The organism is Rothia sp. HMSC078H08, assembly GCF_001808955.1.
Lineage (GTDB): Bacteria > Actinomycetota > Actinomycetes > Actinomycetales > Micrococcaceae > Rothia.
The window spans coordinates 1-16,216 of the sequence record NZ_KV795235.1; the positions used below are offsets into that span (position 1 = coordinate 1).

Consider the following 16,216-nt stretch of genomic DNA (forward strand, 5'->3'; position numbering starts at 1 on the left):
GGGCACCCGTTACGGGTGCCCGCCTCCGCGGTTTTAGTATGAGTGCTCAGCTAATGCGCTGAGGCTGTGGGGTTTAGCGGCCGAAGAGGACGGCTGCTTCTTCCCAGCGTTCCTGAGGTACAGACTTCAGACCGTCCAGTGCCTCTTCGAGGGGTACGTACTTGATTTCGGTGCCCTGAACGGAGACCATCTTGCCCCACTGCTTCTGAGCGACCATGTCGACTGCGCCCATGCCCAGGCGGGTTGCGAGCACGCGGTCGTAGCCGGTGGGTGCGCCACCGCGCTGGATGTGGCCCAGGATGGTGTTACGGGTCTCGACGCCGGTCATCTTCTCGATTTCGTGGGTGATGTACTCACCGATACCACCGAGGCGGGGACGACCGTCCTTCTCGGTACCCTTGTTTGCCATGACGTCGTCGAAGCCTTCGGGGATGAAGCCTTCAGCCACAACAACAAGGGGAGAGCGGCCGCGGTCGTGTACTTCCTTGACCCATTCAGCAACCTGCTCCATGGAGACCTTGACCTCGGGGATCAGGATTGCGTGTGCGCCTGCAGCCATACCGGAGTGCAGTGCGATCCAGCCGACGTGGCGGCCCATGACCTCGGCAACCATGCAACGGTGGTGCGATTCACCGGTGGTGCGGATGCGGTCCATTGCCTCGGTCGCGATGGACACTGCGGTGTCGAAACCGAAGGTGTAGTCGGTTGCGCGCAGGTCGTTGTCGATGGTCTTGGGCACACCGATGACGGGCAGGCCTGCGTCTGCCAGGCGCTTTGCGCCTGCGAGGGTGCCTTCACCGCCGATAGCAACGATTGCGTCGATGCCGTGGCGTTCCATCATAATTTCGATGTTTTCGGGGCCACCGTTGGGGCCGTCGAAGGGGTTGGTGCGGGAGGTGCCGATGATGGTGCCGCCCTGGGCTGCCAGGCCGCGGACCTTCTGACGGGGCAGGTCCATGTAGTCGCCTTCAACGACGCCGCGCCAGCCATCACGGAAGCCGACGAACTCGTAGCCGTACTTCTTGACACCGTTGAGCACGGCGCCGCGGATGACAGCGTTCAGGCCGGGGCAGTCGCCGCCGGAAGTAAGCAGACCGATCTTCATGGTTGGCTCCTAATGTCTGCGCGTTTTAGGTGTTGTGCGCGCGTGTATATAACTATGACCTCCACGAATTCGGCACGCGAATGTTCGCCGGTCGGGAGGTCGTTCTCTTGGTCTCTATTTTAGCGATGTTTGGGTTGTGTGGGTAGTGGTGGAAAGCCGTGGGAACACCCGTTTTGGTGCTGAAAAGTTCAGGTTTTTAGTACCTGTATGTTTGGGTTTGAAACACAAATAGCCGCCCTTTCCCACCTATGGCACCGAAGAGGCGAATGAGGCTTCCTCACATCTGTAAAGATGCGGGAAGCCTCATTCGTTTTAAAAATATTTTTAAATATTTGTGGGATTCTCCGTTTTTAGGGCAAAAAACGGTCAATAGCCCTGTGATTGATCGTTTCACACCGGTTTATCCCACGTCTGAACCGCTTCCCACGGGGTGAGTTACTGGTTCAGCAGGCGCGCTCAGAGGGGGACGGAACTAGTCGCGTGCCTGACCGAGGAACTTCTGCAGGCGAGCCAGGCCCTCTGCCAGGTCCTCGTCGCTCAGAGCGTAGGAGAGGCGCAGGTAGCCGCTGGGGCCGAATGCCTCGCCGGGAACTACGGCGACCTCAGCCTTTTCGAGGATGAGCTCGGCGAGCTCTGCGGAGGTCTGGGGGCGTACGCCCACGATTTCCTTGCCGAGCAGTTCGCGTACGTCCGGGTATGCGTAGAACGCACCGGTGGGTACGGGGCAGTGCACGCCTTCAATAGCGTTCAGGCCGTCGACGATGGTGCGGCGGCGGCGGTCGAAGGCGGCGTGCATGATTTCCACGTCGTCCTGCGGACCGGTCAGAGCGGCAAGGGCTGCGCGCTGGGCGATGTTGTTGACGTTGGAGGTCATGTGGGACTGCAGGTTGGAAGCTGCGGCGATAACGTCGCGCGGGCCAATCATCCAGCCCACACGCCAACCGGTCATGGCGTAAGTCTTTGCCACGCCGTTGAGGATGACGCACAGGTCAGCGAGCTCGGGCACCGCCTTCAGGATGGAGACTGCCTGAACACCGTCATAGGTGAGGTGCTCGTAGATTTCGTCGGTCAGAACGAAAATACCCTTGGACAGAGCCCATTCGCCGATGGCGCGGGTTTCCTCTTCGGTGTAGACGGCACCGGTCGGGTTGGAGGGGGAGACGAAGATGAGCGCCTTGGTGGCGGGGGTGTAGGCTGCTTCGAGCTGCTCGACGGTGACCTTGTAGTGCTGGTCGCTACCGGCGAACACCTCGATGGGGTTGCCGCCGGCCAGGCGGATGCACTCGGGGTAGGTGGTCCAGTAGGGTGCGGGCAACAGGACGTCGTCGCCTTCGCCAATGACGGTTGCGAATGCCTGGTAGACGGCCTGCTTGCCGCCGTTGGTGATGACGACCTGGGAGGGGTCAATCTCTACGCCGGAGTCGCGCAGGGTCTTTTCCGCGATTGCCTTCTTCAGTTCGGGAAGGCCGGAGGCGGGGGAGTAGCGGAAGTTCTTGGGGTCGTTGAGCGCTTCGCGTGCGGCGTCCACAATGTGCGCGGGGGTGGGGAAGTCCGGTTCGCCTGCACCGAAACCGATGACGGGGCGTCCCTGAGCCTTGAGTGCTTTTGCCTTTGCGTCGACGGCAAGGGTTGCGGAGGGTGCGATGGCACCGATGCGGCTTGAAATACGCGCCATGGGGCTCTCTTCTCTTTCTTCTTGTGCGCTGCCGGCGTGAAGTCGACAAGGAAATAGGTGATGGGAATGCGCGTGCAGGACCAATCCGCGCGTGATGGGCGCGGGTGTGTGCGGCGTTCCTTGTAATAGGATACGGTCCACTAGTAGCGATGCGGAACCCCTCGTCAAGGTATCTCAAGAGGTTTTTCGAAAAATATTACATTCTGAAGTTGCATCGGCCCCGAAAGATGGTTTACAGTTAGTTCTGCACCCGCAAGGGTGTAATTGTTTGCCCCTCTAAAGCCACGGCTTAGGAGGCAATGGAGGAGTAGACACGTGAGAAGCAACTCTCACACCTGAAGTGAAAACTTCAAAGGGTGGTGGCTCAATTGGTAGAGCAGCGGTCTCCAAAACCGCAGGTTGCAGGTTCGAGTCCTGTCCGCCCTGCTTTTATTGCCTCAATAAATAATTTGTACGCCCGCACCCCGGGCGTACTTTTTTAGACTCAGAAAGGGGCAGAAGAAATGGCATCGTCTGCTACCGCCGAGAAGGTTGTTAAGCCCGGCGCATCGTCGAAGAGCGATAAGAAGCTCGGTTTCTTCGGCCGTATTTTTGCATTCCTCCGTGAAGTTATTGCGGAGTTGAAGAAGGTTACTACTCCCACCGGACGTGAACTGGTTGGTTACTTCTTCGGAGTTCTGTTCTTCGTCGTGGTGATGCTCCTTCTTATTTCTGGTCTGGATTATCTTTTCGGCCAGGGAGCATTCTGGATTTTCGGTAACGGAACCATTCAGCGTAACTAGTACTGGATGCATCCTTATTTGGGGTGCCCCATCAGTGATTTCCCTCAGCGCATTGGTGAGTGGGAGTCCCCTCTAGATGATTAACGATAGAAAGTAGGAGCGACGTGTCCGAGCAGGAACTGGTATCCGAGATTGAAGAGGTCGAGGTAGCCGCTGCTGAGGCTACTGAGGAGTCTGCGGCTATTGAGCAGCAGGCTGAGGAAGCTACCGAGGCTGTTGAGGTGGCTGAAGCAGCTGCTGAGGCTGCTGAGGAAGTCGACGCTCTGGAAGAATTCAAGTCCAAGCTGCGCCGTCAGATGGGCGACTGGTATGTGGTTCACACCTACTCTGGTTACGAGAACAAGGTGAAGACCGGTATCGAGACCCGTATCCAGAACCTGGAAGCTGAAGATGAGATCTTCGAGGTTCAGGTTCCCATGGAGACCGTGGTTGAGTTCAAGAACACCGTGAAGAAGACCATCCGCCGCGTGCGTGTTCCCGGTTACGTTCTGGTTCGTATGGAACTGACCGACCACTCGTGGGGCGTTGTCCGCCACACCCCCGGTGTGACTGGCTTCGTGGGTCAGGATGCGTACAACCCGGTCCCGCTGCGCATGGACGAGGTCTTCGACATGCTCCTGCCGGTCTTCGAAGAGCAGCAGCAGAGCCAGGGCCTGCCCGTTTCCAAGCCCGTTATCGAGTCCGACTACACTGTGGGTGAGAACGTCCGCGTGAAGTCCGGTGCTTTCGAGGGCATGGACGCTACCGTTTCGGAGATCAAGGGCGAGTCCCAGCAGATTGTCGTGATGATTTCCGTCTTCGGCCGCGATACCCCGGTGACCTTGAGCTTCACCGAGATCGAAAAGATTTAACGTTTTTAGCGTGTGAATATGAGCCTCGCACTTCGGTGCGGGGCTCATATTTTGTAGTGACTGTGTAGCCGGCGGTGGCTGTGTGGGTGAGGTTTACTCTTTCTGCTAGCTGGCGCTGGATTAAGTCGCTGATTAACGCTAGAATGTTGGTTTGTGTATGCGCATGTCACGCTTTCATGCGGATGCACGGGTGACCGCGCCACGGTCACCGTCTTGCCGGCGTACGCTCCTGTGCGTCGGTTCCCAGCTAAGAAAAGGACCCTACATTGGCTCCCAAGAAGAAGGTCACTGGCCTCATTAAGCTGCAGATCCAGGCAGGCGCCGCTAACCCGGCTCCCCCCGTCGGCCCCGCACTGGGCTCGCACGGTGTGAACATCATGGAGTTCTGCAAGGCATACAACGCTGCAACCGAGTCGCAGCGCGGTAACATCATCCCCGTTGAGATTACCGTCTACGAGGATCGCTCCTTCACCTTCATCACCAAGACTCCTCCGGCTTCCCAGCTGATCAAGAAGGCTGCTGGCGTTGCTAAGGGCTCCGCTGTTCCTCACACCACCAAGGTTGGTTCGCTGACCGAGGCTCAGGTGCGCGAGATCGCTGAGACCAAGATGCCCGACCTGAACGCAAACGACCTGGATGCTGCTTCCAAGATCATCGCAGGTACCGCTCGTTCCATGGGTATCACCGTCGAGTAATTTCGGTTCGCCGAATAGCCGAGTAATCGGCACCGTAGATTTTTCTACACAGAACTTGTAAATGCCCGTCGTATGGACGGGATGTGGCAGAGCCGAGCGCGGCTCACGAGACCACAACTGCATAAGGAGAAAAGCAGATGGCAAAGCGCAGCAAGGCGTACAAGGCAGCTGTAGCCAAGATTGAAGAGGGTAAGCTCTACACCCCCGCTGAGGCAGTTGCCCTGGCGAAGGAAACCTCTTCCACCAAGACCGACGCAACCGTTGAGGTTGCAATGCGTCTGTCCGTTGACCCCCGTAAGGCAGACCAGATGGTTCGCGGTACCGTGAACCTGCCCCACGGCACCGGTAAGACCGCTCGCGTGGTCGTTATCGCAGCAGGCCCCAAGGCTGCTGAGGCTGAGGCAGCTGGCGCTGACTACGTTGGTTCCGACGAGCTGATCGCAAAGATCGCTGGCGGCTGGACCGACTTCGACGCAGCGGTTGCAACCCCCGACATGATGGGCAAGGTCGGCCGCCTGGGTAAGATCCTGGGTCCCCGTAACCTGATGCCGAACCCCAAGACCGGTACCGTGACCATGGATGTCGCAAAGGCTGTTGCAGACATCAAGGGCGGTAAGATCGACTTCCGCGTTGACCGTAACTCCAACCTGCACTTCATCATCGGTAAGGCTTCCTTCACCGCTGAGCAGCTGGAGGAGAACTTCCAGGCAGCTCTGGAAGAGGTTAACCGCCTGAAGCCCTCTTCGGCTAAGGGCCGTTACATCTCCAAGGCAACCGTTGCTACCACCTTCGGCCCCGGCATCCCCGTTGATCCCGCTGCCGTTGCTGCCTAAGGTATGCACCTGTAGCTTCTAGCATTTAGCTAGTAGTCGCCCCCGACGTTTAGGCGTCGGGGGCGATTTTTATGCCTGCTCTCCTGCCGCTCTACCTGTATGTTCTGGAATATATCTGCGGCGAGCTCGTTAGAATAAACAGCACACACTTCGTTCTTATCATCCTAGTTCCGCCTGCCTGATGTGCGGGCTCAAGCAGACCTTAAGGATCTATTCATGACTCAGCCTTTACCGGCTTCTTCTACTCCCTCAGCGCAGGCTGCCACTCGTCCCTTCCCGATTCCCGTCAGCTACTTTGCGATGGCACTGGGTACCGGTGCCCTGGGCGCGGCATGGCGTGCCGCCGCCTCCGCGGGTATGGTTCCCGCTTGGCTGGGTGAGGCGATTCTTGCTTTCGCCGCTGTGGTGTGGCTGATTCTGATTGCCGCCATGGTTGTTGCGGTGTTGAATTTCCGCCCGTGGCTGCGGGAGCAGTGGGCGCATCCGGTGCGGTGCTGCTTCTTTTCGCTAATCCCGGCGACGACCGCGCAGATGGGTGCGACGGTTTTCCCGTACCTGTCCTACCTGGGTTACGCTTTGGCGATTCTTGGCGGTCTGGGGCAGCTGTACTTTGCCTCCCACCGCATTGCGGGTATGTGGCGCGGTACCCACGTGGCGGAGGCGACCACCCCGGTACTATACCTGCCGACGGTTGCGACGAACTTTGCGACGGCAACCGCGATGGGCATGATGGGATGGAAGGACGCGGCGATGCTTTTCTTCGGCGCGGGCCTGATTTCGTGGTTCAGCATGGAGTCTGCGATCTTGAACCGTCTGCGTAACCTGGCTCCGATGAACATTGGTGAGCGCGGTCTGATGGGTGTGCAGTTGGCTCCGCCGTTTGTGGGAGGCAACGCGTACCTGGCAGCTAATGGCGGCACGGTGGACTGGTTCTTCCTCATCATGACCGGTTACGGTATTTTGCAGCTGCTCTTTTTGATGCGTCTGCTGCCCTGGATTATGGAGGGCGGCTTCTCCATGAGCCTGTGGGGTTTCTCCTTCGGTATGGGTGCAATGGTTTCTAGCGGCGTGCATTTGAGCGCCGCGGGCGTGCTGAACCCGCTGGGTATTGTGCTGATGGCGATTGGTACTGGTTTCTTGGTCTTCCTGTGGGGCGGTGTGGCGTATGTGGCGTCGCAGGGTCGTTTGTTGGTGGGGCGGCGCTAGAGGCCTTTCGCTGCTTTAGGCATATGGTGTGAGCCCCGGATGTGATCCGGGGCTTTGCCGTGCCTAGACTTTCTTGTGTGGGCTTTTTTGTTTGGTTTTTCTTCAGGCAGCCGGCGTGGAGGCTGAGGCGGTTGTTTATGACGGCGCTTATCTTCTGTGCCCGTGCCGGGAGCGAGTTTCGGCGATAATGGGGGAATGACTTCTGCATCCTATTCTTCTGCTGCGGCGGAGCCTTTTGAAGGCCTACGTATTCGAGGTGTCGCTAAGACCTTTGGCACCGATACGACGGTTCTGAACGAGATTGACCTGGATGTGCACCCCGGCGAGCTGATTTCTCTGGTTGGTTCTTCGGGTACAGGTAAGTCCACTCTGCTGCGCATTATTGCCGGTTTGGAGGAGCCGAGCGCGGGTCGGGTGACCTATGCCGGTCAGCCTCTGGAACGCGGCTCGGTGGGTGTGGTTTTTCAGCGCCCTATTCTGTACCCGCACCTGAGCGTGAAGGACAATATTATGTTTCCGACCCGGCTGGGTGCGTTCGCCGGCCGGGTTGATATGGACTACTACCGTGAGCTGCTGGAGGCTTTGAAGCTTGAGGGGCTGGAGTCCCGTAAGCCTTCGCAACTGTCGGGTGGTCAGGCTCAGCGTGTGGGTATTGCGCGTGCTTTGATTCGTCGTGCCCCGGTGGTTCTTTTTGATGAGCCGCTGGCGAGTGTGGATGAGCAGATGAGCGCGAGTATCCGCGCCGATATTGTGCGCCTGCATGAGCGTTACGGTTTTACGGGCCTGTACGTGACCCATGATCAGAATGAGGCGCTCATGCTGGGGCAGCGTGTGGCGGTGATGGATGCTGGCTACCTGGTGCAGGTGGACACTCCGGAGCGGTTGCTGGCGCATCCGCATACTCTGCAGGTGGCGAAGCTTTTGGCGGCGCCCGCACTGAACCTTTTGAATCTTGAGGATTCGGAGTCGCTTCCTGCCGGGTGCGAGTTGGCGATTCGTGCGACCGCTTTGTGCCCCGTGGCGGCAGACGCTGCTCATGCTCTGCCGGTGCAGGTGCTCGGTAGCCGCCATCTGGTGGGTGGCATGCTGTACCGCGCGCGTCTGTTGGATGCGGTGTCCCTGCCTCTGGAATCTCGGCGGGCTTCGGTGGATTCTGAGCCGAGTGACCGAGTGTATGCGCGAGTGCGTGCCGGTCAGGAGCTTGAGTTCTTTATTCCCGATGTGCAGAGTGCCACCTTGAGCGGCGCCTCCCCGAACAGTACCTTCCTGAGTGTGGGAGAGCGGGTGCACCTGGGTGTGGCTGCTGAGCGTTGCTTCTTGTTCTCGGGCGGAAAGCGTTTTTACCTCTAAAACGCGTCTTTACTGGCTTTTAGCTGGACCTTTCAGACGGGAGAAAGCGCGGGTTAATCGGCTTAAAGAGGAGCTTTAAGTGATTAACCCCGCTTAATCACGTTTTTAACTTGCGACTCGGGCTTTAACCTGAGATGATGAATGAACCAAAGACCGCCGGTCTAGAACTATGTCCTTTATCACCACCTCGGTGGAGACGAAGAACCTCGGTGGAGAGGAAGAACAGAGTTCTGATAAGAGCAGATTTCACTAGAAATCGCCGCCCGCGTAGGTAACTCGAAGTGAATAGCCGTTGCCCTGATTCAGGGTTTCGTCTACTGTGCCTCGTACGCCTACGCGTCGGGGCATTTTTTATTGCTTGCAATAAATGCTTCGAGGCTCTACCGGCGACCTTACAAGAATCGGAAGAAGGAACTACCATGGCGACTCAGGAAAAGATCGCTGCAGTATCCGAGCTGAAGGAACTCTTCGAAGCTTCGAACGCAGTCATCCTGACCGAATACCGCGGTCTCTCTGTTGCACAGCTCAAGGAGCTGCGTCGCGCACTCGGTGCAGAGACCGAATACGCCGTGGTGAAGAACACGCTGGCTGCTATTGCAGCTAAGGAAGCTGGCATCGACGCATTCGAAGGCCACCTCCAGGGTCCCTCCGCACTGGCATTCATCAAGGGTGACCTGATTGATGCTGCTAAGGGCCTGCGTGACTTTGCCAAGGCTAACCCCCAGCTGATTGTGAAGAACGGTTACTACGAAGGTGCCGCTCTTTCCGAGGACGACGTCAAGCGCTACGCTGACCTGGAATCCCGCGAGGTTCTGCTGTCCAAGGTTGCAGGTGGCGCAAAGGCTACCATCGCACGCATCGCACAGGTTGTGGACGCACTGCGCGTCAAGCTGGAGGAGCAGGAAGGCGCAGCTCCCGCTGCTGCCGAGGAAGCTTCGGAAGAGGCATAAGCCCCTTTCGTGCTACTGCACCAGCGCTGAGATACTCAGCAGCGTGAACGCGAACAGCGTATAACGCACCTAAATTTGACCAACCCTCTCGGGTAGGTACTGAAGATTTACACCGCGGGCGTCAGCCCGCACCAGATAGTGAAGGAGCCAAACAATGGCTAAGCTGTCCATCGAAGAACTCATTGCAGCATTCAAGGAACTGTCCCTGGTTGAGGTTTCCGAGTTCGTTAAGGCATTCGAGGAAGAGTTCGACGTCACCGCAGCAGCTCCCGTTGCTGTTGTAGCAGGCGGCGCAGCAGGCGAGGCTGCTGAAGAGAAGTCCGAGTTCGACGTTATCCTGGAGTCCGCTGGCGACAAGAAGATCGCAGTGATCAAGGAAGTTCGTGCCCTGACCTCCCTCGGCCTGAAGGAAGCAAAGGACCTGGTTGACAGCGCTCCCAAGGCTCTGCTCGAGGGCGTTTCCAAGGAAGACGCTGAGAAGGCTAAGGAGCAGCTCGAGGCTGCTGGCGCAACCATCACCCTCAAGTAATCGACTTCTTCTCGATTCTTACGCGGGCGGTGCATCCATCGGATGTGCCGCCTCGCGGCATTTAACGGCCCCGAACCCGCCCGGTATGAAGACTGGGGAGGTTCGGGGCTTTGCCGCATCCGCTCTTTTCTCCTGTAGCAAACGGTGGTGCTGTCCTATCTGACCGCGCTCACCCGCAGAAGTCGCTGTGACCGCACTGTGCCCCGGATGAGAGAGGCTGAGAGCACTGTGGTGCCTCTCTCCTAGAGCCCGGCAACGGGGCAGAGGTGCCGTATGATGGGATGAGACAACCCAGACATTCCTTTGCACGAAAGCGGATAGACATGAGCGAGCAGAAGAAAAAGAAGAAGAGCGCAACCGAGCGACCCGCCCGCGACTTGGCGGCTGAAGCACAGCAGGTCCTGGACGCTTTCGGTGCCGGTGTTCGTGAAGACCGCGACTACCCTGCTCTGCACCTGGCGCCTCCCGTGGGCCGCCTGAATGACCCGAACGGCCTGGTCTTCGATGGTAAGCGTTATCACGCCTTCTACCAGTACTCGCCCCTGCACCCGGAGCGTATGGTCTACTGGCGTCATGCGGTCAGTGAGGACCTGACCCACTGGACCGATGAGGGTACCGCCCTGGTGCCCGATAGCCGCTACGACTCGCACGGCTGCTACTCCGGCTCCGGTATTAAGGTTCCCGGCGGTTTTGAGTTCTTCTACACCGGTAACGTGAAGGACGAGAAGGGCAACCGTGAAACCTACCAGATTCTCGCAACTGCGGGTGAGGACGCGAAGCCGACCCGTCAGCTGCCCCCGCTGATTTCCGGCCCTGAGAAGGGCTACACCGCGCACTACCGCGACCCGCACGTCTTTGAGCGTAACGGCGAGTGGTGGATGGTTATTGGTGCTCAGCGTGAAGACAAGACCGGCGCCGTGGTCGTGTACACCTCCGCTGACCGCCGCGAGTGGGCCTTCCGCGGCGAGCTGGACATCAAGGATAAGAGCCTCAAGGGCACCTACATGTATGAGTGCCCCTCCCTGCTGAGCATGCGTGATGAGCTGACCGGCGAGATTCGTGACGTGCTGATTTTCAGCCCGCAGGGCATGCATCCCCTCGGCGAGAAGTACAACAACATTTTCCAGAGCGGCTACATTGTTGGTTCGCTGGATAACAAGACCCTCAAGTTCACCGTGGAGACCCCCTTCACCGAGCTGGATGCAGGTTTCGAGTTCTACGCACCGCAGACCATCTCCGGTACCGGCCTGACCGCCGACCCGAAGGCACCGCACGATGTATGCGGTGATGCCCCGGTGATGATTGCTTGGCTGGGCAATGCTGACCAGGACGACCTGCCCTCGTGGAGCCACCGCTGGGTGCACATGTTCACCTACCCGCGTGAGCTGCACCTGCGCAACGGCAAGATTTTCCAGCGCCCGGTTCCGCAGCTGAACGACGCGATGAAGATGACCCCGCTGTACCGCGAGGAGGAGAAGGGTAAGCTCGTCGAGCTGAAGAATGCCCTGACCTTCCGTCTGCGCGGCCGCGTGAACGTCTCTGACGAGTGCGTGAAGCTGAAGATCAAGGACACTCACGGCGTGGCACTGAGCATCGTTCTGGATAAGGACTTTGTGCAGATGGACCGTGGCGGTACCCGCTACACCGAGGGTGGCAGCCTGCGCCGTCGAACCCTGAAGCGTTCGAAGATTCGCGAGTTTGACCTGCTTGTGGACGGTTCGGCTACCGAACTGTACGTGGGTGGCAAGCTGGTTGCCTCCATGGGCGCTGAGGTTATGACCGCTCGCACCTTCTTCAAGGGCGATAAGCGCCGCGTCCGCCTGACCGGTGGCGAGGTGCTGTCCCTGGAGTATGGCCGCCTCTAAGCCATTTTCTAGGCGTTGGGAGCCGCCTATGCGGGTAGTTTCCGGTAATTTCTGAATATGTCTGAGAGCTCACTCTCCGTGTGGAGAGTGGGCCCTCGCTTTTAAGAACTTTCCCGTGATACCATGTTTTACATCTGATATGTCAAACGTATGACATATACATGACATGCACACACAGACATGTCACCCCACCCCATTTACAAAGCATCATACGGTGGTGCTCCAAACAAAGGAGAGCGAGCGTGGACCACAAGTCAGTGGCACAGCGCGTGCTGAAGGACGTCGGTGGCGCCGGCAACATCGTTGCAGCCGCACACTGCGCAACCCGCCTTCGCCTCGTCCTGAAGAACCAGGACAAGGTCGACCAGGCAGCAATCGACAACGACGAGGATCTTAAGGGCAGCTTCCTCAATGCTGGCCAGTTCCAGATTATCGTCGGCCCCGGCGACGTTAACGAGGTACACAAGCACCTTATCGCCGCTGGCGCACCCGAAGCATCTAAGGATGATCTCAAGGAAATCGCCTCCAAGCAGGGCAACATCGTTTCCCGCTTCATTAAGACCATTGCTGATATCTTCGTCCCGCTGATTCCGGTTCTGGTCGGTGGCGGTATGCTGATGGCAATCAACAGCGTGCTGACCTCCAAGGGTATCTTTGGTCCCGAGAGCTTCATCGCAATGCACCCCGAGTGGGCTGACTTTGCAGACATCATCAACCTGCTCTCCGCAGCTCCCTTCGCCTTCCTGCCCGTGCTGGTCGGCTTCTCCGCTACTAAGGTCTTCGGTGGTAACCCCTACCTCGGTCTGACCATGGGTGCCGCGATGGTTTCCCCGGCCCTAATGAACGGCTACAGTGTCGCAGCATCCCTGGCGGGTGCTGAAGGCACCGACCCGATGAAGTACTGGAACCTCTTCGGTCTGCAGGTTCAGCAAGCGGGTTACCAGGGTACCGTGCTGCCCATTATGCTGGTCGCCTTCATCCTGGCGAATATCGAGAAGTTCTTCCACAAGGTCCTCAAGGGCACCATCGACTTCATCTTCACCCCCACTCTGACCATCCTCATCACCGGCTTCCTGACCTTTATTCTGGTCGGTCCCCCGATGTTCCAGCTGGGTACCTGGTTGGGCGAGGGCGTGAACTGGCTCTACACCGTTGCCGGCCCGCTCGGCGGTCTGGTCTTCGGTACCTTCTACGCATTCATCGTGATGACCGGTATGCACCAGGCATTCCCGCCCATCGAGATGAGCCTGTGGGCTACCGGTGGTTCCTTCATCTTTGTTGTCGCGTCGATGTCTAACGTGGCGCAGGGTGCTGCTGCAGCCGGTGTTGCGCTGACCACCAAGAACAAGAAGATTAAGGGTATTGCTTCGGCATCTGCACCCTCGGCATTCCTGGGTATTACTGAGCCCGCAATGTTCGGTGTGAACCTGGCTCTGCGCTGGCCCTTCTACATTGCTATTGTTTCCGCAGGTATCGGTGCAATGGTCGCTTCCATCCTGAATGTGAAGGCAATTGCTCTGGGCGCCGCTGGTTACATCGGCTTCCCCTCCATTAGCCCCACTACCGGCGCGGGCTGGGCTGGCTTCTTCGGCTGCCTCATCCTGACCACCGTTATCGCTTTCGTTGCCTCCTTTATCTGGGGTAAGAAGGTTGAGGCTGGCAACACTGAGGCACCCGCTGCACCCGCTGCTGCCGCTCCCGTTGCCACCGTAGCTGCTGCCGCAGCTCCCGCCGCCGCTGTAGCATCTGAGGCTGGCGAGAGCGTCGAAATCGGTTCCCACATGGTCGGTTCCGTGGTTCTGCTGGCTGACGTCAAGGATCCCACCTTCTCCTCCGGCGCACTGGGTGCAGGCACCGCAGTGGAGCCCACCGAAGGTAAGCTCTACGCACCGGCTGACGGCAAGATCACCGTTGCATTCCCTACCGGCCACGCATACGGTCTGCGCACCGAGGACGGCCTGGATCTGCTGATGCACATCGGCATGGACACCGTTGAGCTCGACGGCAAGCACTTCGAGCCCAAGGTTGCTAAGGGTGACACCGTCAAGCGCGGCGACGTCATCGCTGAGTTCGATATCCCCGCCATCAAGGCTGCTGGCTACCCGCTGGCAACCCCCATGGTGATTACCAACGCCAAGAAGGCGGCTGCTTCGGTTGAAGATGTTCAGGCTTCGGGCGCATCGGTGACCAGCGCAGATTCGCTGCTGAAGGTTGCACTGAAGGCAAAGGCTAACGCATAGTCTGCACTCTTAATGAGTAGATAACCTCAACGTGATGTACACCCCGTACCCCTCTTCCTAGAGTTGGTGCGGGGTGTACATTTTTTCCTGCAAAGTAATGCAAAAATAACATGAATAAATATTCGTAAAATTTATGCATATTGGTGCAATATAAGCTGGCACACATTCGATGCATGGCTATGAAAAATGTCTTGATAAGGCAGAATTTATTAGCCAGGAGTGAATAATCCAGCTAATATTTATGTATACTTTCAAGCTTTTGTAAAGGGTGAATATGACCTTAGCTTCCTATACTGTCCGCACCGCCGAGCCTCATGAATATGCCGAAGCGCTCGAAGTCCTGATTGCCGCGTTTGACGGTGACCCTGCCATGATGGCAGTCATTGCAGGCGGTAGCCGCCGACAGGAACTCGCCAGGCTCCGCGCCATTATGACCCTTCAGGTCTACGGCAACTTCCAGGGTCGCGGCCGTATCGACATTGCTATTGACGACTCTACCGGCAAGATTGTGGGTGTTTGTCTCTGGAACACCCCTGAATCCCATGAGGGTTCCTTCGCTAACGAGCTCAAGCAGATTGGCGCCTACTACAAGGCACTCGGTTGCAAGACCCTGCTGAGGGCAGTCCTGATGGAGCTACACCTGCTCAAGTACCGCCCCGCGTACAAGCACTGGTACCTCTTCAACATTGGTGTCCTCGAAGAGTACCGAGGCCGCGGCATCGGCTCGCAGCTACTCGATTACGGTACCGAACGCATCGGCGACTACCCCGCCTACCTCGAAGCATCGACCTACGATAGTGCCCGTCTCTATGAGCGCCGCGGATTCTTCTCCCTCGGCCCGCTCCACGGAATCTTCTCCAAGGCACACGCCGTTGGTATGGTCTACCCCGGCACCGGTCCCACCGAGATTGTGCAGCGCACCTCCTAAACTTCCGGACGCGCACAAAACCGATAAATGTATATGCAAAATCCGCCCCACCGTGAGCACTCGCACGGTGGGGCGGATTTTTATCGTCAGAAGAGGAGCTTCTTATTGGAGCTCGTCTATTGGAGCTCGTCCGGGGCGGAGGTGTCAGGCTGAATCTGATCCAGATTCGGGATAGAACGCACCGTAGCCCCCAGATGGAGCTCAACCGGGAGTACATCCTCGGGCTGGGTAATTGGGGGAGTGGTCTTCTCTGAGGAATCCTCCTGCTGTAGCTCAATGAGCTCCAGCAGACGCTGCGCGGTACGCTCTGCCATGCCCTCAATCGGCTGAACCACGGTCGCCAACTCCGGCATGAGCAGCTGAACGCTCTGCGTGCCATCGTAACCAATCACCTGGAAATCCTCCGGAACACGAATAGCGCGTGCGCGCGCCCAGCCCAGCGCCAACGCGGCGTAATTATCGTTGGAGGCGAAGACCGCATCCACCGGCTCCGGGCTATCGGCGCGTTCGTCGAGGTGGCGGTAGAGCACCTCACGCTTAATGCCCAGGGAGGGGTGGAAGCCCAGCTCCAGGAACTCCGGCATGAGTCCGGCTTCGAGCATTGCCTCACGGTATCCGCGCTGACGCTCATTGTGCTTACCCAGGGTCGACGTCACGTGCACAATATTCTGCGCACCCGTGGCAATCAGATGCTCCGTGGCGGCGCGGGCGCCTCCGTAATTATCGGAGCGGACATTCGGGTAAAAGCCGCTTTCGAGGCGGTCCACGGTCACCAGGGGAGCCTGGGCGTGCGGAATATTGACCAGCGCGTCAGAGTGGGCGCCGCTGATGATGCCGTCCACCTGATTGGAGAAAAGCATCTCCAGGTAGCGCTTCTCTTGTTCGGGGTGGTCATCGCTATTGCAGAGAATGACCCGGTAGCCTGCTTCGGCAAGGTAACTTTCGAGGCGGTACACCATCTCCCCGTAGAAGGGGTTTGCGACCGTGGGGAAGATGAGGCCCACCATCTGCGAGCGCTGGCCCTGCAGGCTGCGGGCGATGGCGTTGGGGCGGTAGCCGAGTTCCCGCATTGCCTCGTGGACCTTGGTGCGGGTGCTTTCGCTCAGGTAGCCGCGGTTGTTGAGCACGCGGGAGACCGTGGTGGGGGAGACTCCCGCCAGGGCTGCAACGTCGCTGAGTTTGGGCTTAGCCACGGGGGCTCCCTTCG

Annotated in this window: 14 protein-coding genes and 1 tRNA gene; 12 read left to right on the top strand and 3 right to left on the bottom strand. The window is 58.4% G+C overall.

Annotated features, from left to right (window positions below; translation table 11 throughout):
• Positions 1 to 73: 73 nt before the first annotated feature.
• Positions 74 to 1,105 carry a 6-phosphofructokinase gene (locus tag HMPREF2528_RS00005; protein WP_005504866.1) on the bottom strand — a complete coding sequence of 344 codons (1,032 nt, stop codon included), beginning with the start codon at positions 1,103 to 1,105 and terminating at the stop codon, positions 74 to 76.
• Positions 1,106 to 1,577: 472 nt separating this feature from the next.
• The gene (locus HMPREF2528_RS00010) at positions 1,578 to 2,780 is read right to left on the bottom strand and encodes a pyridoxal phosphate-dependent aminotransferase (protein ID WP_070541403.1); all 1,203 of its coding nucleotides are present in this window, start codon (positions 2,778 to 2,780) and stop codon (positions 1,578 to 1,580) included.
• 353 nt (positions 2,781 to 3,133) lie between these two features.
• Between HMPREF2528_RS00010 and HMPREF2528_RS00015 the strand changes: the two genes are divergently transcribed.
• The 12 genes from HMPREF2528_RS00015 (at position 3,134) to HMPREF2528_RS00070 (ending at position 15,009) form a co-directional block, all read left to right on the top strand.
• A tRNA-Trp gene (locus HMPREF2528_RS00015) sits at positions 3,134 to 3,206 on the top strand.
• Positions 3,207 to 3,283: 77 nt separating this feature from the next.
• A complete protein-coding gene (secE, locus tag HMPREF2528_RS00020) occupies positions 3,284 to 3,562 on the top strand; it encodes a preprotein translocase subunit SecE (RefSeq protein ID WP_012903011.1) in 279 nt (92 codons plus the stop codon).
• A gap of 104 nt (positions 3,563 to 3,666) precedes the next feature.
• Positions 3,667 to 4,413: a transcription termination/antitermination protein NusG gene (gene nusG, locus HMPREF2528_RS00025; RefSeq protein ID WP_049338063.1), complete on the top strand. Its 747-nt coding sequence runs from the start codon at positions 3,667 to 3,669 to the stop codon at positions 4,411 to 4,413.
• Positions 4,414 to 4,679: 266 nt separating this feature from the next.
• Entirely contained in the window at positions 4,680 to 5,108 is a 429-nt protein-coding gene (rplK, locus tag HMPREF2528_RS00030; protein ID WP_005504870.1) for a 50S ribosomal protein L11, read from the top strand.
• Between the two features lie 137 nt (positions 5,109 to 5,245).
• Positions 5,246 to 5,941 (top strand): 50S ribosomal protein L1, encoded by a 696-nt coding sequence (rplA, locus tag HMPREF2528_RS00035; protein WP_005504876.1) that lies wholly within the window; start codon positions 5,246 to 5,248, stop codon positions 5,939 to 5,941.
• Between the two features lie 216 nt (positions 5,942 to 6,157).
• Positions 6,158 to 7,147, top strand: coding sequence for an SLAC1 family transporter (locus HMPREF2528_RS00040; RefSeq protein ID WP_070541406.1), 990 nt, complete (start codon positions 6,158 to 6,160; stop codon positions 7,145 to 7,147).
• A gap of 195 nt (positions 7,148 to 7,342) precedes the next feature.
• On the top strand, positions 7,343 to 8,497 hold the full coding sequence (locus tag HMPREF2528_RS00045) for an ABC transporter ATP-binding protein (protein ID WP_070541409.1): 1,155 nt from the start codon (positions 7,343 to 7,345) through the stop codon (positions 8,495 to 8,497).
• A 419-nt stretch (positions 8,498 to 8,916) separates the two neighbouring features.
• Entirely contained in the window at positions 8,917 to 9,447 is a 531-nt protein-coding gene (rplJ, locus tag HMPREF2528_RS00050; protein WP_070541412.1) for a 50S ribosomal protein L10, read from the top strand.
• A 154-nt stretch (positions 9,448 to 9,601) separates the two neighbouring features.
• The gene (rplL, locus tag HMPREF2528_RS00055; protein WP_005504884.1) at positions 9,602 to 9,976 is read left to right on the top strand and encodes a 50S ribosomal protein L7/L12; all 375 of its coding nucleotides are present in this window, start codon (positions 9,602 to 9,604) and stop codon (positions 9,974 to 9,976) included.
• A gap of 323 nt (positions 9,977 to 10,299) precedes the next feature.
• Positions 10,300 to 11,841 (top strand): glycoside hydrolase family 32 protein, encoded by a 1,542-nt coding sequence (locus HMPREF2528_RS00060; protein WP_070541415.1) that lies wholly within the window; start codon positions 10,300 to 10,302, stop codon positions 11,839 to 11,841.
• Positions 11,842 to 12,083: 242 nt separating this feature from the next.
• Positions 12,084 to 14,081 (top strand): PTS sucrose transporter subunit IIABC, encoded by a 1,998-nt coding sequence (locus HMPREF2528_RS00065; protein ID WP_049349209.1) that lies wholly within the window; start codon positions 12,084 to 12,086, stop codon positions 14,079 to 14,081.
• Positions 14,082 to 14,355: 274 nt separating this feature from the next.
• A complete protein-coding gene (locus HMPREF2528_RS00070; RefSeq protein ID WP_070541418.1) occupies positions 14,356 to 15,009 on the top strand; it encodes a GNAT family N-acetyltransferase in 654 nt (217 codons plus the stop codon).
• Between the two features lie 116 nt (positions 15,010 to 15,125).
• On the opposite strand, the gene HMPREF2528_RS00075 is transcribed toward HMPREF2528_RS00070, so the two are convergent.
• Positions 15,126 to 16,202: a LacI family DNA-binding transcriptional regulator gene (locus tag HMPREF2528_RS00075; protein ID WP_070506951.1), complete on the bottom strand. Its 1,077-nt coding sequence runs from the start codon at positions 16,200 to 16,202 to the stop codon at positions 15,126 to 15,128.
• Between the last annotated feature and the right edge of the window lie 14 nt (positions 16,203 to 16,216).